Source organism: Streptomyces sp. NPDC044984 (genome assembly GCF_040646935.1).
Taxonomy (GTDB): Bacteria; Actinomycetota; Actinomycetes; order Streptomycetales; family Streptomycetaceae; genus Streptomyces.
In genome coordinates, this window is record NZ_JBEZBE010000010.1 from 1 (window position 1) to 25,873 (window position 25,873).

Here is a 25,873-nt window from a genome sequence, read left to right on the forward strand (position 1 = left end):
GCGGTACGTCCGCACGCCGCCGTCCCAGCGGACGGCCACGGCCTCCGGCGTACGCGCCACCTGCGCCGCGAACGCCTCGACGACACTCGTCGCGGACCTCACCGAATCCGCGTCGGCGTCGTTCCAGTCGGCGAGGATGCGGTGCCGCTCCCCGGCGGTGAGGACCTCGACCGTACCGGCGGTCCGGTGGGGCTCGTCCACGAACGTCCGCAGCACCCGGACGAACCGGTCGGCGATCACGCGGGCCTCTTCGTCCCCGAACGCGGCGGGCGCGTACTCGATGCGCAGGGACAGTCCCCGCTCGTGCGGTGCGGCCATCAGCATGAGCCGGTAGTGGGCCGCCTCACGGGTCTGCGCGCGGGTGAGGGTGAGGGAGGTGCCGGTGAGGGCCGTGGCCTTCTCGTCGACCGGGTAGTTCTCGTAGACCATGGCCGAGTCGAAGAGGCGCGGCACTCCGGCCAGGCGGTGGATGTCGTTCAGGCCCAGGTACTGGTGGGCCGTCAGTTCCGCCTGCTCGCCCTGGAGTGCGCGCAGCAGTTCCTCGAGGGTCCGGTCCTGGTCCAGCCGCGCCCTGACGGGCAGGGTGTTGATGAACAGGCCCGCCATGGTCTCGACGCCGGGCACCTCCGGCGGCCGGCCGGACACCGTCGTGCCGAAGACCACGTCGTCGCGGCCGGTCAGCCGGGACAGCAGCAGCGCCCAGGCGCCCTGGAGGACGGTGTTGACGGTGAGCCCGCGGGACCGGGCCCAGGTGACGAGGCGGGTGGCGAGGCCCTCGGGCAGCTCGGGGTGCACCCGTCCGGGGCGCGCGGCCGGCGCCGTCCGGTCGGTGGCGGCGGGGGCGACGAGCGTGGGCTCGTCCACTCCGTCCAGGGCCCGGGCCCAGGCGGCGTGCGCCTGGTCACGGTCCTGCGCGGCCAGCCAGCGCAGGTAGTCGCCGTAGGGGGCGACCCGGGGCAGTGTGGCCGCCGGTCCCCCGGCCGCGTACAGGGCGAACAGGTCCCGGGCCAGGACGGGCACCGACCAGCCGTCCAGCAGGAGGTGATGGTGCGTCAGTACCAGCCGGTGGCGCTTGTCGCCGAGGCGGAGCAGCGCGGCCCGCAGCAGGGGCGGGCGCGCCGGGTCGAAGCGCTCGGCGAGTTCCGCGTCCGCGATCCGGTCGCTCTGAGCGGCCTGTTCGGTGTCGGGCAGGCCGCTCAGGTCGGCCGTGCGCCACGGGAGTCCGGGATCGCGGGCGATCACCTGGACGGGGGTGTCCGTGACGTCGTGGACGAACGCGGCCCGCAGGTTGGCGTGCCGGGCCAGCAGCGCCGTACAGGCGGCCCTGAGCGCGTCCGCGTCGAGCGGGCCTTCGAGGTCCAGGCAGAGCTGCGGGGTGTAGACGTCGCTCTCGCCGCCGTCGTAGACGGCGTGGAAGAGCAGGCCCTCCTGGAGCGGGGAGAGCGGGAGGACGTCCTCCAGGCCGGGGTACGCGGCCTCGAGGGCCTCCACCTGTTCCTGGGTGAGGGCCGGTACGAGGGGGAAGTCGGACGGCGTGTGACCGCCGGCCCCGGCATCCGTGCCCGCGAGGGTCTCCAGCGCCCGCAGCCACCGCTCGGCCAGCTCCCGCACCTCCGCCTCGTCGAGCAGACCGCCCGCCCACGCGAACGTCGCCGACAGCACCGGGCCGTCCGCACCGTCGACCGCGACCGCGTTGACGTCGAGCGCGTGCAGCAGCGGAGTGGCCGGATCGGTGCCGGCGCCCAGGGCGTGCGCGTCGTCGGCCACCGTCCAGTCGCCGTTCTCCGACGTGGACAGCGACGCGGTCGTACGGCCGAGGTAGTTGAAGCCGATCTGCGGCCGGGCGCAGTGCATGAGGAGCGGGGCCGTCTGCGGGTTGAGGTGGCGCAGCAGGCCGTGGCCGGAGCCCCGGCCCGGAACCCGGCCGAGCTGCTCCTTGGCCTGCTTGGCCGCGTCCACGGGGTCGTCGCCCGTGACGTCGAGCCGTACGGGGTGGACACGGGTGAACCAGCCCACCGTGCGGGAGAGGTCCACGTCCGGCCGGTCGGTGTCGCGGCCGTGGCCCTCCAGGTCGACCAGCACACCGCCGCCGGTGTCCACCCCCCGCGCCTCGCGCCACTGACGCACCGCGAGGGCCAGCGCGCCCAGCAGCACGTCGTCGACCCCGCCGTGGAAGGCGGCCGGGACGGACGACAGCAGCGGACCCGTGTGCGCCTCCGGCAGCGTCACCGTCAGCTGCCGCGCCGTGCCCACCGTGTCCTGCACGGGGTTCAGCGGGCGGGAACCGAGCGGCGGCTCCGGGGCCGCGAACGTCTCGGTCCAGTAAGGGAGTTCCGCCAGCAGCGCCGGGTCCTGCGCCCGCTCGCCGAGCAGCCCCGCCCAGCGCCGGAACGACGTGCCCACCGGGTCCAGCCGCACCTGCTCGCCCGCCGCCAGCGCCTCCCACGCCTGCCGCAGGTCCGGCAGCAGGACGCGCCACGACACCCCGTCCACCGCCAGGTGGTGCACCACGACCAGCAGCCGGCCCGACGCCTCCGGACCCGCGTCGAACCACACCGCCTGCACCATCACGCCCGACTCCGGCGCCAGCCGCGCCACCGCGGCCCGCGTCTCGGCCGTCACATCGGTACCGGCGAGAGGCACCCGGCGCACGCACCAGGCGGCGTCCACCGAGCCCCGCTCACCCACCTCCAGCGCCCAGACCAGTCCGCCCGCCGTCCGGGTCAGCCGCAGCCGCAGGGCGTCGTGGTGGTCGAGGAGCGCCCGTACCGCCGCCGTCAGCCGCTCCTCCCCCAGCCCGGCCGGAACCCGGAGCAGCACCGACTGGTGGAAGGCGTCGACGGGTCCGTGACGCTCGCGCAACCGGTGGACGATCGGGGTGAGTTCGACGGGGCCCGTCCCGTCGTCCTCGGCGCGGACGGCCGGCCGGTCGTCCGCGCGCCCGCTGACCCGCGCGAGTCCGGCCACCGTCTGGTGGGTGAAGACGTCGCGCGGAGTGAGGACGAGACCGGCCCGCCGCGCCCGGCTGACCAGCTGGATCGACATGATGCTGTCCCCGCCCAGCGCGAAGAACCCGTCGTCTGCGCCCACGCTCCCGGCATCGACGCCGAGCAGTTCGGCGAAGATGCCGCGGAGGGTCTCCTCGGCCGGGGTGCGCGGCGCGCGTCCTCCGTCCGCGGTGCCGGTGGGGTCGGGCACGGGCAGGGCCGCGCGGTCCAGCTTGCCGTTGGGGGTGACGGGGAGGGCGTCGAGCACCATGATCTCGGCGGGGACCAGGTGCTCGGGCAGGGTGTCGGCGGCCCGGCGGCGCACCTGTCCGCCGTCCAGGGCGCGGCCCCGTTCGGGCACGACGTAGCCGACCAGGCGCCGGCCGCCGGAGGGAGCCTCGTGGGCCACGACCACGGCGGCGCCCACGTCCTCCTGCTCGCCGAGCGCGGCCGCGGCCTCGCCCGGTTCGACGCGTACGCCGCCGATCTTGACCTGGTCGTCGACGCGGCCCAGGTACTCCAGTTCGCCGTTGTCCGTCCAGCGGGCGAGGTCGCCGCTGCGGTACATCCGGGCGCCGGGCGGCCCGAAGGGGTCCGCGACGAAGCTCTCCGCCGTGGCGCCGGGGCGGCCCAGGTAGCCGCGGGCCAGCTGGGCACCGGCGATCCACAGCTCGCCGGAGGCGCCCGGCGGCACCGGCTCCAGGGCCGCGTCGAGGACGTACAGGCGGGTGTTGGCGACCGGCCGGCCGAGCGGCGGCGGGCCCTCTGGGTCGGCGGGGCAGCGCCACCAGGTGACGTCGACGGTGGCCTCGGTGGGACCGTACTGGTTGAAGAGAGCCACGCCCGAGGCGCCGAGCACGTCGTGGAAGCGCCGTACGAGGCCGGCGGGCAGGGCCTCGCCGCCCGAGAACACCCGGCGCAGTCCGGTGCAGCCGGCGGCGGCCGGCTGGTCCAGGAAGGCGCGCAGGACGGTCGGCACGAAGTGCGCGGTGGTGACGGACCGGTCCCGTATCAGCTCGGCGAGCCGGGCGGGGTTGCGGTGCGCCTCGGGCTCGGCGACGACCACGGCGGCGCCGGCGAGCACCGGCCAGAACAGCTCCCACACGGAGACGTCGAAGCCGGCGGAGGCCTTGTGCAGCACCCGGTCGTCGGACCGGAGACCGTACTGCTCCTGCATGCCCCACAGCCGGTTGACGACGGCCCGGTGCGGGACGGCGACGCCCTTGGGGCGTCCCGTCGAGCCGGAGGTGTGGATGACGTAGGCGGTGCTGTCGCGGTGCGGTGCCGCGAACCCGGCGGCGGGCCCGGCGTCGTCCGGTGGTCCGGGCGGCCCGTCGAGCGGCAGGACCGGGGCCCGCACGGCGGGGGGCAGCAGGCCGCGCGTCTCCTGGGTGGTCACCACGCACACCGGGTCGGTGTCGGCGAGCAGCAGGGCGACGCGTCCCGCCGGAAGGTCGGGGTCCACGGGCACGTACGCGGCACCGGTGCGCAGGACCGCGTGCAGGGCCACGGGCAGGCCGGCCGAGCGCGGGACAAGCACCGCGACGCGGCGCTCCGGCCGGGCCCCGAGCGCGCGCAGGCGGCGGGCGAGGGCGTCGACGCGGGTGTCCAGCTGCGCGTAGGTGAGCCGGTCGGCACCGCAGACGACGGCCTCGGCGTGCGGGGTGCGCGCGACGCGGTCGGCGAGGAGTTCGGGCACGGTGGCGGGCGGGACGCGCATGGCGGTGTCGTTCCAGTCGGTGAGTACGCGTCGGCGTTCGTCGCCGGCGGTGGTGGCGGCCCGGGACACGGTGAGGTCCGGGTCGTCGGCGAAGGACTCCAGGAGCCGGGTCCAGCGCCGGGTGAGGAGCCGTACCGTCGCGGGGGTGAAGCGGTCCGCGCGGTATTCGACACGGCCGTCGATCCCGTCCGGAGCGCCCTCGGGGGTGCGGTGTTCGGCCATGTTGAAGGAGAGGTCGAAGCGGGCGGTGGCGGCGCCGACGCGGATCGGCTCGGTGGTGAGGCCGGGGAGTTCGACGGCGTCGCGGGTCGGCTCGGGCTGGGCGGCCAGCATCACCTGGAACAGCGGGTTGCGGTCCAGGGAGCGGGTCACGCCCAGGTGGTCGACGAGCCGCTCGAAGGGCACGTCCTGGTGGGCGTAGGCGGTGAGGTCGGTCTCCCGCACCCGCCGCAGCAGCTCGCGGAAGTCCGGGTCGCCGCTGGTGTCGGTGCGCAGGACGAGCGTGTTGACGAAACAGCCGACGAGGTCCTCCAGCGCCTCGTCGCCGCGCCCGGCCACGGCCGTGCCGAGCGGGATGTCCGTACCGGAGCCGAGGCGGGTCAGCAGCGCGGCGAGGGCGGCCTGGAGCGTCATGAAGACGGTGGCGGAGTGCTCGCGGGCCAGCTCCGCCAGGCGGGCGTGGAGCGGTGCCGGGATGCGGAAGAGGTACGAGCCGCCGGGTGCGGTGCCGGTGGAGTCGTCCGGTGCGGCGGTGGTGGGGTCACCGGACGCGGCGGCAGTGAAGTCCACGGGCAGGTCGATGCGGTCCGGCAGGTCCGCGAGCCGCTGCCGCCAGTACGCGAGCTGACGTCCCGTCATCCCCTCCGCGTCGTCGTCGGCGAGCAGGTCGTGTTGCCACAGGCTGTAGTCGGCGTACTGGACGGGCAGCGGGGCCCAGTCGGGCGCCCGCCCTCGCACACGGCTGCGGTAGGCGGTGGACAGGTCGGCCGCCAGCGGTCCGAACGACCAGCCGTCGGCGGCGATGTGGTGCAGCACCAGTGCCAGGACGTGGTCGTCCTCCCCCAGCTCGAGCAGGGCCGCCCGCAGCGGGATCTCGGCGGCCAGGTCGAAGGGCCGGCGGACGGTCCGCTCCAGCTCGGCGGTCAGGTCCGCCTCCGCGACGCGGACCGCCTCCGGTTCCGGGCGGGCCCGCTCGTCACCGGCGTCCAGGATCTCCTGGCGGGGGCGGCCGTCGACGTCGGGGAAGACGGTGCGCAGCGCCTCGTGACGGGCGGTCAGGTCGGCGAGCGCGGCGCGCAGCGCGGGGAGGTCGAGGGGACCGCGCAGTCGCAGCACCACCCGCATGTGGTAGCCGTCCGCGGCGCCCTCGGCGAACCGGTGCAGGAACCACAGGCGGCGCTGGGCGGAGGACAGCGGGATGTCGTCGGGCCTGGGGCCGGCGGCGGGACGGGGACGGGGCGGGGCGCCCGCGGCGGCGGCGACGCGTTCGGCGAGTTCCGCGACCGTGGGGGCCTCGAAGACGGTGCGGACCGGCAGGTCGGCGCCGAGCGCGCTGCGTATGTGGGCGACGAGGCGGGTGGCGAGCAGCGAGTGTCCGCCCAGGTCGAAGAAGCTGTCGTCGATGCCGATCCGGCCGACGCCGAGGAGCCGCGCGTACAGGCCGCACAGCACTTCCTCGAGCGGCGTGCGCGCCTCGCGGCCGCCGTCCGCCGCGGAGCCGTCCGCGGCGCCGGGACCGGGCAGGGCGCGGCGGTCGACCTTGCCGTTGGGGGTGAGCGGCAGCCGGTCCAGGACGACGAACGCGGAGGGCACCATGTAGCCGGGCAGGCCGGCCGCGGCGTGGCGGCGCAGCTCGGCCGGGGCCGGGGCGCTCTCGGGCCCGGTTGCGGTTCCGGCCCCGGTCTCCGGGACGACGTAGGCGACCAGTCGGAGGTCGCCCCCGGGGGTGTCCCGGCGTGCGTCCGCGACGGCGCGGGAGACCGCCCCGTGGCGCTCCAGGACCGCCTCGATCTCGCCGAGTTCGACGCGGTGGCCGCGCACCTTGACCTGGTGGTCGACGCGGCCGAGGTGGTCCAGGCGACCGTCCGCGGTCCAGCGGGCCAGGTCGCCGGTGCGGTACATGCGGGTGCCGGGCCCGCCGTACGGGTCGGCGAGGAAGCGCTCGGCGGACGCGCCGGGGCGGCCCGCGTACCCCCGGGTGACGCCGGGTCCGGCCAGGTAGAGCTCGCCGGGCGTTCCGGCGGGGACCATGCGCAGCCGGTGGTCCAGGACGTAGGCGCGGACGCCCGGGCGGGGACGGCCGATCAGGAAGCGCCCGCCGGACCGCCGTGCCCCGGGCTCGTCCACCGCCTGGAAGGTGCTGCTCATGGTCGCCTCGGTGGGCCCGTACTGGTTGACGACCAGCGGGTTCCCGAGGGCGGCCGTCTGCCGGAGGTGGCTTTCGGTGAGCGCTTCGCCGCAGGTCATCACCAGCCGCGGGGAGGGGCGTTCACCGGCGGGCAGCTGTGCCGCCTCCTCGTTCAGGGCGGCCAGCAGGGACGGTACGACGGAGAGCAGCACGGTGACCCGGTGGCGGTGCATGGCGCGGACGAGGGCGCGTGCGTCGTTGGCCTCGTCCGGCGGCACCATGACGACGCGCCCGCCGGCGGCCAGGGTGCCCAGGATGTCGCGCACCGAGGGGTCGAAGGAGACGGACGCCAGGTTGAGCACGACGTCGTCGGGGCCGAGCCGGGCGGTCCCGGACGTCAGGTACGAGAAGTAGGCGGCGACTCCCTCGTGCGGCACCACGACCGCCTTGGGCCGCCCGGTGGAGCCCGAGGTGTGGATGACGCAGGCCGGGTGGCCGGGCCTCAGCGGCGCGGTGCGCTCGTCGTCGGTGAGGTCGCCGTCCGGCAGGGCGCGCAGCGCGCGTCCGGTGTCGGGGGCGTCGAGCCGTACGGCGCCGGAGCGGGCGTCCTCGGGGAGTGACGCGGCCGCCCCGGTGGTGGTCAGCACCGTCACCGGCCCGGCGTCGCCGAGCATGTACGCGATGCGGTCCGCCGGGTAACCGGGGTCCACCGGGAGGTACGCCGCGCCGGCCTTGAGGACCGCCAGCAGGGCCACCACCAGGTCCGGGGAGCGGGGCACCGCGACGGCGACGGTCCGTTCGGGCCCGGCGCCCCGGGAGACGAGCAGGCGGGCGAGGCGGTTGGCGCGGGCGTGCAGTGCGCGGTGGGTGAGCCACTCGTCCCCGAAGAGGACCGCCGGGGCGTCGGGGGCGGTGGCCGTCCGGTCCTCGAGGACGCCGGTGACGGTGCCGTCCGCCGTGGTCCCGTCCTGTGCTCCCTGCCAGGCGGTCAGCAGGTGGCCGCGTTCGCGCGGGGTGAGGACGCCGGCGCGTCCTGCGGGCCGGTCCAGGCCGTCGCCGAACTCCTCGAAGAGGCGCACCAGCCGGTCCATGAGCGCTTCGGCGGCGGTCCGGTCGTAGGCGGAGGTGTGGTAGCCGAGGGTGAGGTGCAGCCGCTCGCCGGGGGTGGCGAGCAGCCGCAGCGGGTAGCTCGTGGCCACCCCACCGTCGACGGCGGAGACGCGGATGCCGTCCGCCGGCCGGAACACGGCCGGGTCCAGCGGGAAGTTGAGGAACACCACCATCGTGTCGGCGAGCGCTCCGGCACCGGTCTGCCGCTGGATCTCCGGCAGTCCGAGGTGCTGGTGGGCGGCGAGACGGGACTGCTCGTCCTGCAGCCGGCGCAGGACGGCGGCCATCGGCCGCACCGGGTCGAGGCGCACCCGCACCGGAACGGTGCTGATGAACAGACCGATGACGGACTCCACGTCCTCGACGTCGGCCGGGCGGCCCGCGTTCGGAGCGTCGAGGACGACGTCGTCACGGCCCGTCAGCGCGCCGATCAGGGTGGCCCACGCGCCCTGCACCAGGGTGGCCGGTGTCAGATCGTGGCGGCGGCAGTGCGCGGTCAGGCGGGACGTCAGGTCCGGGGGCAGCAGGCGCTCCACGACCTCGTGCCCGGGTGCGTACGCCGTGCTGCCGGTGTCGTCGTGGTCGGTCCGGCTGCCGGTCACCGGCACCACGAGGGTCGGTTCGGCGCCGTCGAGCGCCTGCCGCCACGCCCGCCGTGCCGCGTCCTTGTCCTGCCGGGCGAGCCAGGACAGGTACCGCTCGAACTGCGGCGCCGGGGGGAGGGAGTCCGGCTCGGCGTAGGCGGTCAGCAGTTCGTTCAGCAGCAGCGGCTGTGACCAGCCGTCGAGCAGGATGTGGTGGTAGGTCACGATCATCGTGTGCCGGTGCGGGGCCAGCCGGGCCAGCGCCACGCGCAACAGCGGCGGCCGCGCCGGGTCGAACGGGGTCCGTCGCTCCGCGGCCCGCAGCTCGGCGAGCCGCGACTCCCGCTCCGGCCCGTCGGCCGTGGACAGGTCCGTCTCCCGCCAGGGCGGTTCCACCTCGCCGGAGACGATCTGCACCGGGCCCGCGTCCGCGTCGTGCACGAAGGCGGCCCGCAGGCTGCCGTGCCGGGCCAGCAGCCGGGCCCAGGCGGTGCGCAGCCGGACCGGGTCGAGGGGACCGTCCAGCGTGAGCGACAGCTGGACGGTGTAGTCGTCCGCCCGGGCCGGACCGTCCTCCCCGGCCCGTGCGGCGGTCAGGGACTCGAAGAGCAGTCCTTCCTGCAACGGCGTCAGCGGGAGGACGGGCATGTCCGCCGGGCCCGGGTACGGGGCGGTCAGCCGCTCGCGCACCGGCGCCGGCAGCGGCAGCAGGGGCTCCTCGCGTGCCGCCTCCGGCGCTTCGGCGGCGTCGGTGCCCTCGGCTTCCCGCGCCACGGAGGCGAGGGCCGCGACGGTGGGGTGCGCGAAGACGTCGCGGACGGCCAGGCCGATCCCCGCCCGGCGCGCGGCGCCCACCAGCCGCATGGCCAGCACGCTGTCGCCGCCCAGTGCGAAGAAACTGTCGTCGATCCCCACGTGCGGGACGCCCAGCAGCCGGGCGAAGGCGGTGCACAGGGCCTGCTCGGTCGCGTCGCGCGGCGCCCGGCTGTCCGGTGCGGCCGCGAAGTCCGGCGCCGGAAGGGCGGCACGGTCCAGCTTGCCGTTCGTGGTGAGCGGCAGCTCCGCCAGCACCACGAAGGCGGCGGGCACGAGGGCGTCGGGCAGGGTGCGTTCGGCGAGGGTCCGCAGTTCGGCCGGGAGCACGGCGAGCCTGCGGGCGAGGCCCGGGTCGTTGGTGTGCCGCGCCCGGGCCGGGACGGATTCCGTCGTGGCCCGGTAGGCGCACAGCACTTCACCGGTCACGGCGTCCGGGGTGGCCGCACCGGTCGGGGAGTCCGGGGCGTCCGTGCGCCGGAAGACGGCGTCCACCGCGCCGGGGCCGGTCGCCGACGGCGCCACGGCCACCCGGTAGCCCAGTTCCCCGGCGAGGGCGTACAGGTCCTCGGGGTCCACCGCGCCGGGCACCGGGACGTCGTCCGCGAGGAGGCGCGCGGCACGGGCGGGTTCGGTCCCCTCGTCCAGCCGCCGGGCCGCCAGGACCTGCCGGGCGGTGCGCTCGTCGGGGAGTCCCGACACGCGCAGCCGGGCCGGGCGGGTCGTGGACAGGATGTGCCGCAGCCCGTCCAGGTCTGTTCCGTCGCCGGCGTCGTGGCTGTCGGCCGGCGGCGCCGCGGCCGCCGGGGCCGTGTGCAGGACGACGTCGTAGCGGTAGCGGCTGAGTTCGTTGCGGTAACGGCCCCGCTTGACCTGGACGTCCGCGGCGGTGAAGGGAGTGCCGGCGCCGGTCCGCGCGGTGAACCAGGCGGGGTCGACGAGGAGTTCGTTCTCGTTCAGCAGGGCCCGGCCGATGGACCGGCGCAGTTCCGCGGTGCCGGTGTGCCGGCCCGGGGGGAGGCGGACGAGGTGCTTCTCCGTCTCGAAGACGCGGGCGGCCCGCAGGTCCCGTACGTCACCGACGAAGATCCGCCCGCCGGGGGCCAGCAGCGGCGTGACGGCGTGGATCACCCGGTCCAGGTAGCCGGCGTCCGGGAAGTACTGGATCACCGAGTTCAGCACGACGGTGTCGAAGAATCCGGTGGGCAGGCCCCCGGTGTCGTCCGCCGCCCGGTGCCGCAGGGTGACGCGGCCGGCGAGGTGGCCGGGCAGCCGGTCGCGCAGCGTGCCGATCACCGCGGCGGAGAAGTCGGTCGCCCAGTAGGTCTCGGTGTCCCCGGCGAGCCGTGACAGCAGCAGGCCCGCGCCGACGCCGATCTCCAGCAGGCGGACGGGACGCAGGGTGCGGATCCGCTCCACGGTCGCGTCGCGCCAGCGGCTCATCTCCCGGTGCGGGAGGGGCCGGCCGTCGTAGCTGCTGTCCCAGCTGGAGAAGTCGTCGCCGAAGGCGGGGGGTCCGCCGGTGGTACCCGGTGCGGACGGTGCCTGGGCGGCGGGCGCGTAGACCGACTCCCAGACGGCGTTCCACTCCTGTACCTGTGCCCGTACCCGCTCGGACCCGGACACGTCCGTGTCACGCCCGTGGAGGGCCGGCACCACGTAGGCGGTGAGCTGCGGCCGGCCCGGCTCGTCCTCCCGCACGATCACCGCGGTCCGGCGCACCGCCGGGTGCCCGGCGAGCGCGGCCTCGATCTCGGCGGGTTCCGCGCGCACCCCCCGGATCTTGACCTGGTGGTCGGTCCGGCCCAGGTACTCCAGCGTGCCGTCGCCGCGCCACCGCGCCAGGTCGCCGGTGCGGTACATGCGGCCGCCCGCGGGGCCGAAGGGGTCGGCCACGAAGCGGAGCGCGGTCGTCCCGGGCAGGGCCGGGTAGCCGCGGGCGAGCTGGCGTCCCGCCAGGTACAGCTCACCCGCGACGCCCGGGGCGGCCGGCCGGAGCGCCGCGTCGAGCACGTACACCCGGGTGTTGTCCACCGGACCGCCGATGGGGACCGTGCCCGTACCGGCGGGCGCCGTGGTGCCCGCCTCGGCGGGGACGCAGCTCCACCGGGTGACGTCGATGGCCGCCTCGGTCGGCCCGTAGAGGTTGAACAGCGGAACGCCGAGGAGGCCGAGGCAGGTGTCGGCGAGTTCGGCCGCAAGCGCCTCGCCGCTGCAGATCACGCGCCGCAGCCCGGCCCCCGCCGCGGCCGCGGCGGGTTCGTCGAGGAACACCCGGAGCATGGACGGGACGAAGTGCACCGTCGTCACCCGGTGGGTCTCGACGGCGGCCGCCAGGTACTCCGGGTCACGGTGCCCGCCGGGGCGTGCCACGACCACCGCGGCGCCCGTGGTCAGCGGCCACAGCAGCTCCCACACGGACACGTCGAACCCGACGGGCGTCTTGTGCAGCACCCGGTCGTCTGCGGTCAGGGCGAACTCCCGCTGCATGCCCAGCACCCGGTTGGCGATGGCCTCGTGGGAGACGACGACGCCCTTCGGACGGCCGGTCGAGCCCGAGGTGAAGATCATGTACGCGGCCGAGGCGGGCGCCACGGGGACCGGCGAGGTCAGGGCTCCCCGGTCGCCGGCGGGCGCGCCGTCCCCGAGGAGGATCGTGTCCGGGCCGCCCAGGCGGGGGGACCGCCCGGCGAGGGCGCGCGTGGTGAGGACGCAGGCCGGGGCCGCCTCGTCCAGCAGCAGTCCGATCCGCTCCGCCGGCAGGTCCGGGTCCACCGGCACGTACACCGCGCCCGCGCGCAGCACGGCGTGGACGGCGACGAGCAGGTCCGCCGAGCGCGGCACGGCGACGGCCACGCGGGTCTCGGGCGCGGCCCCGCGCTCGCGCAGCAGCGCCGCGAGCGCCGCCACCCGGGCGTCGAACCCGGCGTACGTCAGCTCCTCGGTGCCGTCCCCGCCGTCCCCGTGCACCACTGCGGTCGCGTCGGGCGTGGCCGCCGCCTGTGCCGCGACCAGTTGGGGCACGGTGACGGGCGGCACCGGCACGGCGGTGTCGTTCCACTCCGTCAGCACCTGCCGCCGTTCCTCGGGGAGGAGCACGTCGACGGAGCCGACGGTCCGGGCGGGGTCGGCGAGCGGCCCTTCCAGCAGCCGCACCAGCCGTTCGCCGACGAGGGCGATGTCCTCCGGCGAGAAGGCTCCGGTCCGGTAGCCGAACCGCAGGCTGAGCCCGGCGTCCTCCGGCACCACCAGCAGGGTCAGCGCGTAGTGGGTGCCCGCGTGGACGTGCGGACCGGTGATGCCGAGGCCGGGGCCCGGCCGGAAGGCGGCCGGGTCGACGGGGAAGTTCTCGAAGGTCAGGACGGTGTCGAAGAGCCGGTCGAGCCCGGTCGGGCGGGTGATGTCCGGCAGGCCCAGGTGCGCGGCGGCCGCGAGGCGCGACTGCCGGCGCTGCATCCCGCGCAGGACACCGAGCAGGTCGTCCGCCGGACGCAGCCGTACGCGTACGGGGACGGTGTCGACGAACAGTCCGACCATGGACTCGGCCCCGTCGATATCGGCGGGACGGCTGGCGGCGGTGGTGCCGAACACGACGTCGTCGCGCCCGGTCAGCCCGGCGAGGAGGAGGGCCCAGGCGCCCTGGAGGACGGTGTTGAGGGTGAGGCCGTGCGCGGCGGCCAGGTCCCGCAGGGCGTCGGTGGTACGGGCCGGCAGGTCGACGGTGTACCGGCCCTGCGCCGGCTCCGCCGCTCCGGCGGCGTCCGGCACGAGGAGCGTCGGCGCGTCGAGCCCGTCGAGCGCGGCGCTCCACTCGGCACGGGCCGCGTCGCGGTCCTGCCGTCCGAGCCAGGACAGGTAGGCGCGTGCCGGGGTCACCGGCGGCAGGGGCTCGTCGTGGTACAGCGCGAACAGCTCACGGCCCAGCAGGGGCAGCGACCAGCCGTCGAGCAGCATGTGGTGGTGGGTGAAGAGCACGGCGTGCCGCTCGGGGGCGAGCCGCACCAGGGCGATCCGCAGCAGCGGGGGGCGCGCCAGGTCGAAGCGTCCGGCCCGTTCCTCGGCGGCGATCTGCCGCAGCCGCCGGTCCCGCTCCCGGTCGTCGGTGTCCGTGGGCGGCTGTGCGAGGTCCACGTCGCGCCAGGGAAGCTCGACGTCGTCGAGCACCACCTGCGCCGGTACGTCGGCGGCGTCGGCGACGAACGCGGAGCGCAGGACGGGGTGCCGGCGCAGCAGGGCGTGCCAGGCCGCACGCAGCCGGTGTCCGTCCAGCGGGCCCTCCACCGTGAAGCCGAGCTGCACGGTGTAGTCGTCGTCCCCGGCGGCCTGCGCGTCGTGCAGGGACTGGAACAGCAGGCCCTGCTGGACGGGGGTCAGGGGCAGGGCGTCCGAGAGCCGCGGGTGACGGGCGCGCAGGAGCCGGAGTTCCGCCTCGGTGAACAGGGGGGCGTCCGGGGGCTCCGGTGCCGGGGAGGCGTCGTCCGTGGCGTCCTCCCGCGGGAGCGCGCGGGCGGCGAGGTCCGCCACGGCCGGGTGCTCGAACACGTCGCGCAGGGTGAGGGTCAGTCCCTCGCGGCGTGCGGCGGCGACCAGGCGCATCGCCGAGACGCTGTCGCCGCCGAGGGCGAAGAAGTCGTCGTCGACGCTCACGCCCGGTGTGCCGAGCAGGCCGGCGCAGAGCCGGCAGAGGGTCTCCTCGACCGGGGTCCGTGGTGTCCGGCCACCGCCGGGGACGGCCGCCGCCGGCGCGGGCAGCGCGGCCCGGTCGAGCTTGCCGTTCGCCGTCAGGGGCAGTTCCGGGAGGGTGATGAAGGCGGCGGGCACCATGTACGGGGGAAGGTGCCGTGCCAGTGCCTCGGCCAGCTCGGGTCCGTCTGCCACCGGCTCCGTGCCCGGGACGAGGTACGCCGTCAGCTGCCGCCGGCCCGGCGTGTCCTCGCGGAGCACGACCGCGGCACGGTCCACGCCCGGCTGCCGCGCGAGCACGGCCTCGATCTCGCCCGGCTCGACACGGTGGCCGCGCACCTTGACCTGCTGGTCAGCCCGGCCCACGTAGGCGAGCCGGCCGTCCCGCGTCCACCGTACGAGGTCGCCGGTCCGGTACATGCGGGTGCCGGGGGCGCCGAAGGGGTCGGCCACGAAGCGTTCGGCCGTCAGGCCGGGCCGCCCCGCGTACCCGCGCGCCAGTCCGGCGCCGGCGATGTACAGCTCGCCCACCACGCCGGGCGGCGCGGGTCGCGCCGCCCCGTCCAGCACGTACACCGCGGTACCGGCGATCGGCCGTCCGACGGTGACCGTCGCCGCTTCGGCGTCCTCGGCCGACAGGTCCGCCGCGGTCGACCAGACCGTCGTCTCCGTGGGTCCGTAGACGTTGGTCACCGACGCGGCGGACGCGACGAGTTCACGCGCCAGCGCGGCCGGCAGCGCCTCACCGCCGACGAGGACCCGGACGCCGCCGAGGACGGGGGCGACCTCCGCGGACACCGCCTGCCACAGGCTCGGCGTCGCCTGCATCACCGAGACGCCCTCGGCCGACAGCAGCCGCCGCAGCCGTGCCGGGTCGCGTGTCTCGTCGGGCCCGGCCACCACCACCGCGGCACCGGCCACCAGGGGCGCGAGCAGCTCCAGGTTGGCGATGTCGAAGCCCAGCGTGGTCACGGCGAGCAGGCGGTCGCCGCCGCCGAGGCCGGTCCGCCCGGCCATGTCCAGCAGCAGGTTGGCGAGGCCCGCCCGGGGGACGACCACGCCCTTGGGCCGTCCTGTCGACCCGGAGGTGAAGACGACGTACGCCGCGGCCGAACCGTGCACCGTGACGGGCGGTGCCGCGACGCCGCCCGCCGCCGGGGCATCAGCACCGGTTCGGGCGTCGGCGGGGGCGGCGTCCCACGGCCCGTCGATCAGCACGCGTCGCGGTCCCCGCGGCACCCGTCCGGCCAGTTCGGCCGTCGTCAGGACCACGGCCGGCCGTGCCTCGGCCACCATGAGCTCCAGCCGCTCCGCCGGGTGCGACAGGTCCAGCGGCAGGTAGGCGGCGCCGGCACGCAGGCAGGCCAGTACGCCGGTCACCAGGTCCACCGAGCGTGGCAGCGCCAGCGCCACGCGGTCCTCCGGCCCCACTCCGTGACCGGCCAGGACACCGGCCAGCCGGGCCGCCCGACCGACCAGTTCGCCGTACGTCAGGGACGTCCCCCGGGCGGTCACCGCGACGGCGTCCGGGGTCCGGGCCGCCTGCGCCGCGACCAGCCGCCACGGGTCGCTCTCCGGGGTGCTCCCCGCGCCGCCCTCCCCGGCGGGAGCGACCTCGCCGACGGCTCCGGCACCGCCGGACCAGCCGCCCAGCACGCGCCGGCGTTCGTCCTCGTCGAGCAGGTCACCGTGGCCGATCGGCCGCGCGGCGGCGTCGTCCCCCGCGGTGAGCCTCTCCAGCAGCCGCAGGAACCGCTCGTGGTGCCCGGCCAGTTCACCGGCCGCGTACAGTTCGGGGTTCCCGTCGACGACGACCTCGATCGCGCCGCGCTGTCCCGGGCGCCCGCCGTAGCAGGCGACCGACAGGTCGGCCACCGGTCCCACGGCCAGACTGCGCAGGGAGCCGCGGAGGCCGCCGAAGGCGAAGTCCTGGCCGAACGGCATGACGTTGACGACCGGCCCGTAGAGCCGGCCCCCCGCGGAGAGACCGAGGTCGCGGGCGAGGTCCGCCTCCGGATAACGCTGGTGCCGCACCGCGTTCTTCATCTCGGCCGCGACCCGGGCGGTCAGCTCGCCGTACGTCAGTCCGGGGTCCACCCCCAGCCGCAGCGGGACGACGTTGGACACCATGCCGGGGGCGGCCTCCGCGACGGAACCGACGCGCGCGGTGACCGGGAGGCCCAGCACCAGCTCGTCCGCCCCGGTCATCCGGTGCAGATAGGCGGTGACGCCCGCGACGAAGGCGGCCGGCCAGCTCGACCGGCCGCTCCGCGCGACCTTCCGCATCCCCGACTCGGTCCCGGGGTTCAGCCACGAGGTCCGCCGGTGCACCGGGGCGGAGGGCGACGCGGCACGCTCCGCCAGTCCCGTCGGCTCGGGCCGGCCGGCCATCCGTTCCAGCCAGTACGCCCGGTCGGCGCGGAAGTCGTCCGAGGCCCGGTAGGCCGCCTGCTCGTCCAGCAGTTCCCGGAGCGGCCGCAGGGCGCCCTCCGCGGGGTCGCGCCCCTCGGCGAGCGCGGTGTAGAGGGCCGCCGCGCGCCGTACGGCGATCCCGGCGCCGAACCCGTCGCTGATCAGGTGGTGGATGCCCGAGTACCACCAGTGGCGCTGCCCGGCGACGCGGATCACCGCGCTCGTGAGGTTCGGCGGGCGGCCCAGGAGGCGCGGGCGCGCCATGTCGGCCTTCATCCAGGCGTGGGCCGCGGCCTCGGGGTCGGCCTCGGCCGACATGTCGACGAAGAGCTGTTCCCACGCGCCGGTCGGCTCGACCCACTGGCGCAGTTCGCCCTCGTGCTCCCCGATCCGGACGCGGAATCCGTCGGCCTCGTCGAGGAAGCGGCGCGTCGCCTCGGCCAGCAGCGCGAGGTCGAGCGGGCCGGTGATGTCGACGTAGACGCCGAGGTTGTAGGCGCGGCTCTCCGGTGCCAGTTGCTGGCCGAACCAGATGCCCGACTGTCCCGGGGTCAGCGGCAGGCCACGAGGGTGGTCGTCTAGCACGTGCGTAACTCCCAGGCGTACGGATGAGCGGCGAGCGTGGCCCGGCCTCGGTGCCGGACCGGGAAAACCCCGGTGACCACGGCGTTCACCGTGCCGGCCGACCCCGGTCCGGGGTGATCGTCTGTCACATCGGTGTCTAGCACGGCGAGTTGACCTGCCGGGGTGCCCACGGGCGGGAAATGATCTTCAGGTGAACTGTCCCGCGTCGCGCGTCCCTCCGCGGCGATCGGCGCCGGGCCAGGAACTGCGCATTCCTCCTGCGGCGCACGCCCGGCATTCACCCCGGCATCACTTGCGGAGACCTCTTGTTCACCCGGCTGAACTTTCCCCCAACTGCGGCGATATGTGTGCTCCTGGACGGCGTCCGCCGCCCGCGGCCGGATGCCATCATCGAGCCGTCGCGGCGCCTCTTCGGTTCCGTGTCCCCCCGGCGCTCACCTCGCCCTGCCCTCCCGATCCCTCCCCGATGCTCTCCCGGCCCCTCCCCGCCGCGTCGTGCGGCGGCAACCCCCGAGGACCCTCATGGCTCAGCTCGGCACCCCCTTGATGAGCCCCGCCGAAACCCGCCGCGCGTTCCGCGCCCTGCTGCTCGGCCTCTTCGCCGGCCTGCTGGCCGGCACCGTGGTCGTCACCGCGCTGCCCCGCGTCGTCACCGACCTGGAGGGCGGCCAGGCCGCCTTCACCTGGGTCGTCGCGGCCACGACGGTCTCCTCCACGCTGAGCCTGCCGCTCTGGGGGAAGCTCGCCGACCGCACGGACCGCAAGACGCTGATCGAGTGCTCGCTCGGCCTGTTCGCCCTCGGGTCGGCGTGGTGCGCGCTGGCCGGTGACGTCGGGCAGCTCGTCGCGGGCCGGGCCGTGCAGGGGCTGGGAGCCGGCGGGGTGAACGCGCTGGCCCAGGTCGTCATGGCCGCGCTGGTCCCGCCACGGGAGCGTGGCCGGTACAACGGCCGCATCACGCTGGTCGTCACGGCCGGAACGGTCGCCGGCCCCCCGCTCGGCGGCCTCCTCGCCGACACCCCCGGGGTGGGCTGGCGCGGCTGCTTCCATCTGGGCGTGCTCCTCGCGGCCGGCGCCGGACTCACCCTCCACCGGACACTGCGGCTGCCCGGGCCCGGTTCCGGGCGTGCTGCGCACGGAACCCGTCCCGACCTCTGGGGCGCGGCCCTGCTCACCGCGGTGGTCGGTACGCTCCTCCTCGCCGTCACCCGGGCCGGTACCAGCGCCCCGTGGGTGTCCTGGCCGACCGCGGGAGCGGCCTGCGCCGTGCTCGTCCTGGCCGTGCTGTTCGTCCGCCGTGAGTCACGGGCCGCCGATCCGCTGGTGCCGCTGCGCCTGTTGCGCGACCGCACCGTCGCCCTGTCGGCGCTCGCCGGTTTCGCGGTCGGACCGGCGCTGTTCGCCGCCCCCGCCCTGCTGGGTCAGTACTTCCAGACCGCCCGGGCGCAGTCGCCGGCCGTGTCGGGCCTGCTGACCCTGCCGATGATCGCGGGTCTGCTGGTGACCTCCGGCGTCGCCGGCCGTCTGATCGCCGCGCGGGGCCGCTGGAAACGCCTCCTGGCCGTCGGAGGACTGCTGCTCGTCCTCGGCTTCTCGCTCATGGGCACCGTGACGGCGGACACCCCGCTGCCGCTGGTGGGCGCCGCCCTGTTCACGGGAGGCGCGGGCGTCGGCATCGTCTCGCAGAACCTCGTGCCGATCGCCCAGAACGCGGCGCCACCGGACGACCTGGGCGCCACCACCACCTTGGTGGTCCTTTCCCGCAGCCTCGGCGGTGTGCTCGGACTCGCCGCACTCGGCTCCCTGCTGACCGCCCGCGTGGACGCCCTGTCCTCCGCACACGCCGCGGCCGGGACCGGGCTCGACGGCGGACTGCCGGACCTGGGCACGCTGCCGCCCTCGGCCGTGGAGAACGTCCGGGCGGTGTACGGGCAGGCCTTCGGTGACGTGTTCGCCGCCGCCGTGCCCTTCGCCCTGCTCGCACTGGCCGCCGTCCTGCTGATGCGGGAGACGCCCCTGCGCACCGCGCACGGGGAACCCGGCCCGGAACAGGAACCGGGACCCGTCCGGACATAGGCCAGTGCCGAGGCTCTCGGCTCCGGCCCGCTGAAGCGGTGGACGAACCGCTCGTGCGCGGCGTTCGGTTCATACGCCCGCGATCCGGCCTCGGCAAGGTGGGACGGGGTGAACGGAAGAGGGCGGGACCGCTGTGCGGGTCCCGCCCTCCGGGGTGCGGTCCGGGCCGGCCGGTGCGCGGGTCAGACCGGGACGGGGGTCAGACCGGGACGGGGGTCAGACCGGGACGGGGGTCTCGTCGCGCGTCTCCGCGGCCAGCTGCCGGTTCAGTTTCTCGCCCTCGATGTCGAGGTCGGGCAGGGCCTTGTCGACGGGCCCCGGCAGCCACCAGGCGGCACGGCCGAGCAGCGACATCACCGCCGGAACCAGCGCCATGCGGACGACGAAGGCGTCGACGACCACGCCGACGGCGAGGGCGAACCCGATGGACTTGATGATCGGGTCGTCCATCAGGACGAAGCCCCCGAACACGGACGTCATGATGAGCGCGGCGGCCGTGACGACGCGGGCGTTGTGACCCATGCCGCTGACCATGGCCGCCTGCGGGTCGGCGCCGTGGACGAAGTCCTCGCGCATGCGGGAGACGAGGAAGACCTCGTAGTCCATGGCGAGGCCGAACAGGATGCCGATGAGCAGGATCGGCAGGAAGCTCACCAGCGGGCCGGGGGTGTCGACGCCCACCAGGCCGGCGAGGTGGCCCTCCTGGAAGATGGCGACGGTGATGCCGAAGGTCGCGCCCACGGTGAGCAGGAAGCCCAGGGCCGCCTTCAGCGGTACCAGGACCGACCGGAAGACCAGCATGAGCAGCAGGACCGACAGGCCCACCACCAGGAGCAGGTACACCGGCAGGGCGTCGGCGAGCTTCTCCGAGACGTCGATGCCCAGCGCTGTCGCGCCGGTGAGGGCGATGTCGGCGCCTTCGACGTCCGCGACCCGGTCGCGGATGTCGTGGACGGCGTCCTCGGTGGCGACGGCGGTCGGGCCGGCCTCGGGGATGACGGCCAGCAGGGCGGTGGTGCCCTGCTCGTTCAGCTGCGGCGGGGCCACGGCCAGGATGCCGTCGGTGTCCTTGATGAGGGCGGTGGCCTTCTCGGCGGCCGCCCCGGTGGACTGCGCGTCGTCACCGTTGACGACGGCGATGAGACGGCCGTTGAAGCCCTCGCCGAAGCCCTCGGACGTCAGGTCGTACGCCTCGCGTGCCGGGGAGCCCTCGGCGGCGGTGCCCGCGTCCGGCAGGGCTATGCGCATGTCCTGGGCCGGGAGGGTGAGCGCGCCCAGCCCGAGGATGCCGACGACCAGGAACGGCACGCGCAGCTTGGCGACGAGCCGGCCCCAGGCGAAGCCGAAGCCCTCGGCGGCGGTGCCGTCCTCGGCGGTGTTCCCGTCCGCCTGGCGCTGCTTGCGCGGCAGGATCTTCTTGCCGGCGAAGGAGAGGAAGGCCGGCAGCAGGGTGAGGGCGACCAGCACGGCGACGGCGACGGTGCCCGCCGCGGCCAGTCCCATCACGCTCAGGAAGGGGATGCCGACGACGGAGAGGCCGGCCAGGGCGATGACGACGGTGGCACCGGCGAAGACGACGGCGGAGCCGGCGGTTCCGGTCGCGCGGCCGGCGGCCTCCTCGGGCTTCAGGCCCTCGGCGAGGTACTGGCGGTAGCGGGAGGTGATGAAGAGCGAGTAGTCGATGCCGACGGCCAGGCCCAGCATCAGCGCCAGGACGGGGGCGGTGGAGGTCAGTTCGATCACGCTGGTCAGGGAGAAGAGGCCGGCCATGCCGACCGCGACGCCGATCAGCGCGTTCAGCAGGGTCATGCCGGCGGCGACCAGCGAGCCGAAGGTGACGACCAGGACCACCGCGGCGACCAGGACGCCGAGCGCCTCGGTGGAGCCGATCTCCACCTCACCGCCCATGACCTCGCCGCCGTGCTCGACCCGCAGGCCCTCGGCGTCGGCGCCGACCGCCTCGTAGGCCGACTTCTGCTCGTCGGTGACCTCGTCGGCGGCCTTGTCGAACTGCACCTGGATCAGGGCGTAGCGGCCGTCCTGGGAGACCGAGCCGGCCTGGAACGGGTCCATGGCGGCGGTGACGCCGTCGATCCCGGAGGCTTCCTTCACCAGGGGCGCCACCGCTGCGGGGTCCAGCTTCCCGCCCTCGGGCGCGGCGAGGACGATGGTTCCGGTGGCTCCGCCGGCCTGCGGGAACTGCCGGTCGAGGTCGTCCAGCGCCCGCTGGGACTCGGTGCCCGGCATGGAGAACTTGTCGCTGGTCGGGCCCATCAGGGTGGCGGCGCCGACACCCAGCAGGGTCAGCAGGAGCAGCCAGAGGGCGGCTATTCGGCCTCTTCTGCGGAAGGAGAACCGCCCGAGCCGGTACAGCAGGGTCGCCATGGAGGAGGGGTCTTTCCGTTAGGGGTCAACTGGGGGTGTGGTCAAGCGTCCGCAGCGCGCTGCGGATCATTTCGGCGCGCAGTACCTCGTCCGGCGCCACCTCGTCATCGGCGGCACCGGTGATGAAGACGGCGCCCAGCACCATCCACGCCGCCACCCGGGCCGGTGCCCGTTGCGAGCGGCCGGCCAGCGCGTCCAGCAGCCCGTCCGCCAGCTCCATGACGTTGAGGTCCTGGTGGCAGGACATCTCGGCGATGTCCTCGAAGAGAAGCCGGATCTCGCGGCGGAACCGCAGTGTCAGCTCGACGTACCCGACGACGGTCTCCTCCACCAGCCGGCCGCCGGTCAGCCCGGCCACGCGGTCGAGCAGCGTGGCGAGGGCGTCCCGGGTGGGGGTCAGCAGCTCGGTGAGGATCTTTTCCTTGCCGGCGAAGTGGTAGAGGAGGGACGCCTTCGAGCAGCCCGCGTCGGAGGCGATGTCCTGCAGCGAGGTGCCGCGGAAGCCGTGCACGGCGAACAGTCGCAGTGCCGACTCCAGGATCTGACCGCGCATGGCGGAGGCGGAGCGTGCCATTCCTCAACCATAACTGTCCGATCGGTCAGTTCTGACCGATCGGACAGTGTGGCGCTGTGGCCTGCGTCACTCCTCCCGCCCGGGACTCGCGCAGGGCACACACGGCCGACCTCACCGACCCGCGCGAAAAGGCGCCGGCCCTCGAAGAGCACGGCACCGCGGGGCAGCTCCCCGCCTCTCCGGCGCCTTGCCGGGCCGGACGGTGCTCACCGCGGGTCAGCTGAGGCTGCGGGCAGGAACCTTGGTGAGCGGGTGGAGCCGGACGAGCAGCGGAGCGGCTTCGCCGGGGCTCCGCCGGCCGGCGGCGGAGCGCGTACGGGAAACTCCTGTGCACCGCCTCGCACGCCTCTGCGATCATCCCCGAATGGCGCACAGTCTCGAATCGCTGGTCATCCGGCACACCCACCGCCTTCCCTCCCCCCGGGGCTCCGCGGGCGAAGGAGCCACCGCCGCACGGCAGTTCGACGCGGCGTTGACGTCCGTGGGCTTCAAGCTCTCGGCGGAGCTGCTGGAGCGGCTGTCCGGGCTGTCCGAGGCCGCGGTCGTGCACACCGCCCAGCGGACGCTGCGCACCGTGGACGAGATGGTGGGCGACCACGTCCGGCACAACGCGTACTTCATCGACTTCCCGGCGAACGTGCCGGACACCGAAGAGTTCTGGATGCGGTGTGTGACGAAGGCGCTCGGCGACGACACGGCGCGGGAGAACGTGCTGACGCAGCTGGCACACGGGGTACTGGACCTGCTCAGCCTCCCCGCGTACGGCCGCTACCAGCACACCTACGAGGAGATGCTCGCGGCGCAGGACGAGCTGATCGCCTCGGCCGGCGACCGGGTGACCGTCCTGCACCTCGGGCGGGACCTGGACGACGAACTCACGGACCTGTACCTGGCCCTGGCGGGCAGCACGACTCCGCTGGGCGAGGACCACCTGCGCGACCTCAAGGTCCTCGCCGAGCGGTGCGCGCCCGGCCCCCAGCCGGAGTCGATCCCGGTCCGGGAGAACCGGGCGGTCGTCAACGAGGCCCGTCTCGCCGTCGGCGCGGACCTCCTGCTGGACACCGTCACCGATGTGCTGCGGCTGGCCTGCGCGCTGTCGGGCGGTGACGTGACGCTGCGGGAGCCGACCCGGTTCCGGGCTCTCTCGCGGCCGGCCCGCCGTGCGCTGCTCGCGGGCCTCGACGCCGTGGTCGCGGCGAACCCCGCCAAACTGGCCGATGTGCACGCGCACCGTGAGCCCTTCAAGCGGCTCGGTGAGCGCCTCCATCCGCACGAGTACCCGCGCTGGCCGCACGCCGCCGACGTGTTCGCCGTGGCGCGGGGCGAGAAGGAGGCGCGGTCCTTCGGCAGCCGTGTCGAGGAACTGCTCGACGAGTTCGACGTCCTCGGCGCGGTACGGCTGCTGGAGTCCGCTCCCGGCAAGCTGTTCCGCGCCCTGGACCTCCTGCTGCGCATCGCCGCCGACCAGGAGCAGCGGGACGCGGTGGTGGCCGCCGCGGTGCGGGTCGCCCCCGAGGTCTCCGGCCGGGTCGTGCTCTCGGTCCGCGAGCACTTCCAGAACCGGGAACGGGAGACCGACGAACCCCGGGTCTTCGTCAACCGCCGGGGCCGCGGCCGGGTCGCCCCCGACGTCCGGCCGCCGGTCCCCGCCGCCGACCGCGACCGTCTGATCGCCGCCCTCGACGCCGAGATGCGCCGCAGGCTCCCGGCGCCGGGCCGGCTGCTGCTCGGCCCCGACGTCCTCGACGTGGCGCTCCCGCTCAGCGGCAGGGCGACCACGTCCGGGCTCGGCGTACTGCCGCGCGGTTCGCTCTCGGCGGTCGACGGCGAACAGCTGCGCTTCTTCGTGTACTGGAAGGAGACCGCGCACCGGACCGACTACGACCTCTCCGCGCTGCTTCTCCACACCGACTACAGCACCGACTCCTGGCTCTCCTACACCTCCCTCAGAGCGGTCGGGGGCGAGCACTCGGGCGATGTCACCGAGGCTCCCGACGGGGCCTCGGAATTCATCAACCTGTCCCTGGACCGGGTACGCGGCACCTTCATCGTTCCGCAGGTCAACATCTACGCCGGCGAGGGCTTCGAGGAGGCCGAGGAGTCGTTCTTCGGTTTCATGCTGCGCGACGGTGAGCAGAAGGGCCGGCCGTTCGAGCCGCGCACGGTGCGCATGAAGTCGGAGCTTCGCGGGGTGGGCCGCGTGGCGCTGCCCCTGGTGTTCCGGCGCGAGGACGACGGCCGGTGGCGCGCGAAGTGGCTGCACCTGTACCTGAAGGGCGTCTCGTCCGCCAACCGGGTCGAGGAGAACCAGGTGTCGGTGTCCAAGGTGGTGCGCGCCGTCGTGGAGCGCGAGTACCTGACGGTGCGTTACCTGGCCGACCTGATGTCCGGCGGCACCACGGCCGTGGAACTGTGGGACGGCGGGCCGGTCCCGGACGAGCCCGTGATGTACATCGGTCTCGAACGTCCCGAAGGACTGCACCCGGAATCCCGGGTCGTCACCCTCGAAAATCTGCGCGACCTGATCCCAGGCTGAGTGCTAGCGTTGTCCACGGCGAGGCCATGAAGGGGCTTCCTTCTCAACTCCTTTCCTGAAACAAGTCCTTTCGCTTCCCTCGCCCTCGACGTCGCTCCGGGCGGCGCCCGTGCTCACCGCGCGGGCGCCGGCGGGGAGAACGGCTTCCGGAGAAGTTCCGCGCAGCGGACGCCGAGCCCTCCGCCGCCTCAGGGCTCGGCGGTGGGGAGAACCTCACCGGCTGTGCCCGTTCCCCTCAGGGCCCGGCGGGCGAGCCGGCTGGCGCGTCACGCGGTGGCGGAGGTAGACGACCTTTGAGTTGAAGGTGCGGGTCTCGACGAGTTCGAGATCCACCCGGCGCTCGTGCCGGGGGAAGAACGGAATGCCACCGCCGACCAGCACCGGGTAGACCATGGTCCGGTACTCGTCGATCAGACCCGCCGCGGCCGCCTCGGCGGCGAGAGTCGCGCCGCCGATCGCGATGTCGCCCTCCCCCGGCTCGGCCCGCAACCGCTCGATCTCCTCCGTCAGGCCGCTCGAGGCCAGGCGGGCGTTGCCCTGCACCGCCGACAGCGTGGTGGAGAACACCACCTTGGGGAGCGGCTTCCAGAGCGCGGTCCACTCGAGCGTCGAGTCGTCGAGTGACGGATCCCGGTCGGCGGTCTCCCAGTACAGCATCGTCTCGTACAGCCGTCGTCCCAACAGGTGAACGCCGACTTCCCGGATCTCCTCGATCCAGAAGCGGAAGACGTCCTCGTCGGGCTCTGTCCAGTCGAAGCCGCCGTCCGGCCCGACGATGTAGCCGTCAAGCGAGACGCTCATCGAATAGGTCACGCTGCGCATCAGAAGTCCTCCTCGGTGACGAGTTCGACAGTACGCCCGCCGGATACCGCAGGACTCGTCGTGGCTCGTGGGATCCCCCGGACCGCGTCGAGAGGGACCCCGTACTGGAACGCGGCCGGTGGGCCCTAGGCCGGCGCCCGGAACGGCACTTCGTCACCGGGGCCCCGGTGCCCCGGTCAGCAGGGTGCGGGCGCGAACGGCGCGGAAATGTGTGCCCAGGGGGGTGGGTGCGGCTTTCC

6 protein-coding genes are annotated in these 25,873 nt (G+C 74.9%); 2 read left to right on the plus strand and 4 right to left on the minus strand.

Annotation, left to right across the window (positions count from 1 at the left end; genetic code table 11):
- Positions 1-17,241 (minus strand): amino acid adenylation domain-containing protein (locus AB0A94_RS13190; RefSeq protein WP_361743249.1); only part of this gene is annotated, 17,241 nt, incomplete at its 3' end.
- 522 nt (positions 17,242-17,763) lie between these two features.
- Here AB0A94_RS13190 and AB0A94_RS13195 point away from each other — a divergent pair.
- Positions 17,764-19,317, plus strand: a complete 1,554-nt coding sequence (locus tag AB0A94_RS13195) for an MFS transporter (protein WP_361743252.1) — start codon at positions 17,764-17,766, stop codon at positions 19,315-19,317.
- A 216-nt stretch (positions 19,318-19,533) separates the two neighbouring features.
- Here the strand turns inward: AB0A94_RS13195 and AB0A94_RS13200 are convergent, their stop codons facing one another.
- Together AB0A94_RS13200 and AB0A94_RS13205 are read right to left on the minus strand one after the other, a co-directional pair.
- Positions 19,534-21,702, minus strand: coding sequence for an MMPL family transporter (locus AB0A94_RS13200; RefSeq protein WP_361743255.1), 2,169 nt, complete (start codon positions 21,700-21,702; stop codon positions 19,534-19,536).
- A gap of 25 nt (positions 21,703-21,727) precedes the next feature.
- Positions 21,728-22,276, minus strand: coding sequence for a TetR family transcriptional regulator (locus AB0A94_RS13205; RefSeq protein WP_361743258.1), 549 nt, complete (start codon positions 22,274-22,276; stop codon positions 21,728-21,730).
- Positions 22,277-22,640: 364 nt separating this feature from the next.
- Here AB0A94_RS13205 and AB0A94_RS13210 point away from each other — a divergent pair, with 364 nt between their 5' ends.
- The gene (locus AB0A94_RS13210; RefSeq protein ID WP_361743261.1) at positions 22,641-24,812 is read left to right on the plus strand and encodes a hypothetical protein; all 2,172 of its coding nucleotides are present in this window, start codon (positions 22,641-22,643) and stop codon (positions 24,810-24,812) included.
- 213 nt (positions 24,813-25,025) lie between these two features.
- Here AB0A94_RS13210 and AB0A94_RS13215 read toward each other — a convergent pair whose 3' ends face one another.
- A complete protein-coding gene (locus AB0A94_RS13215) occupies positions 25,026-25,634 on the minus strand; it encodes a dihydrofolate reductase family protein (RefSeq protein WP_361743264.1) in 609 nt (202 codons plus the stop codon).
- Positions 25,635-25,873: the final 239 nt, after the last annotated feature.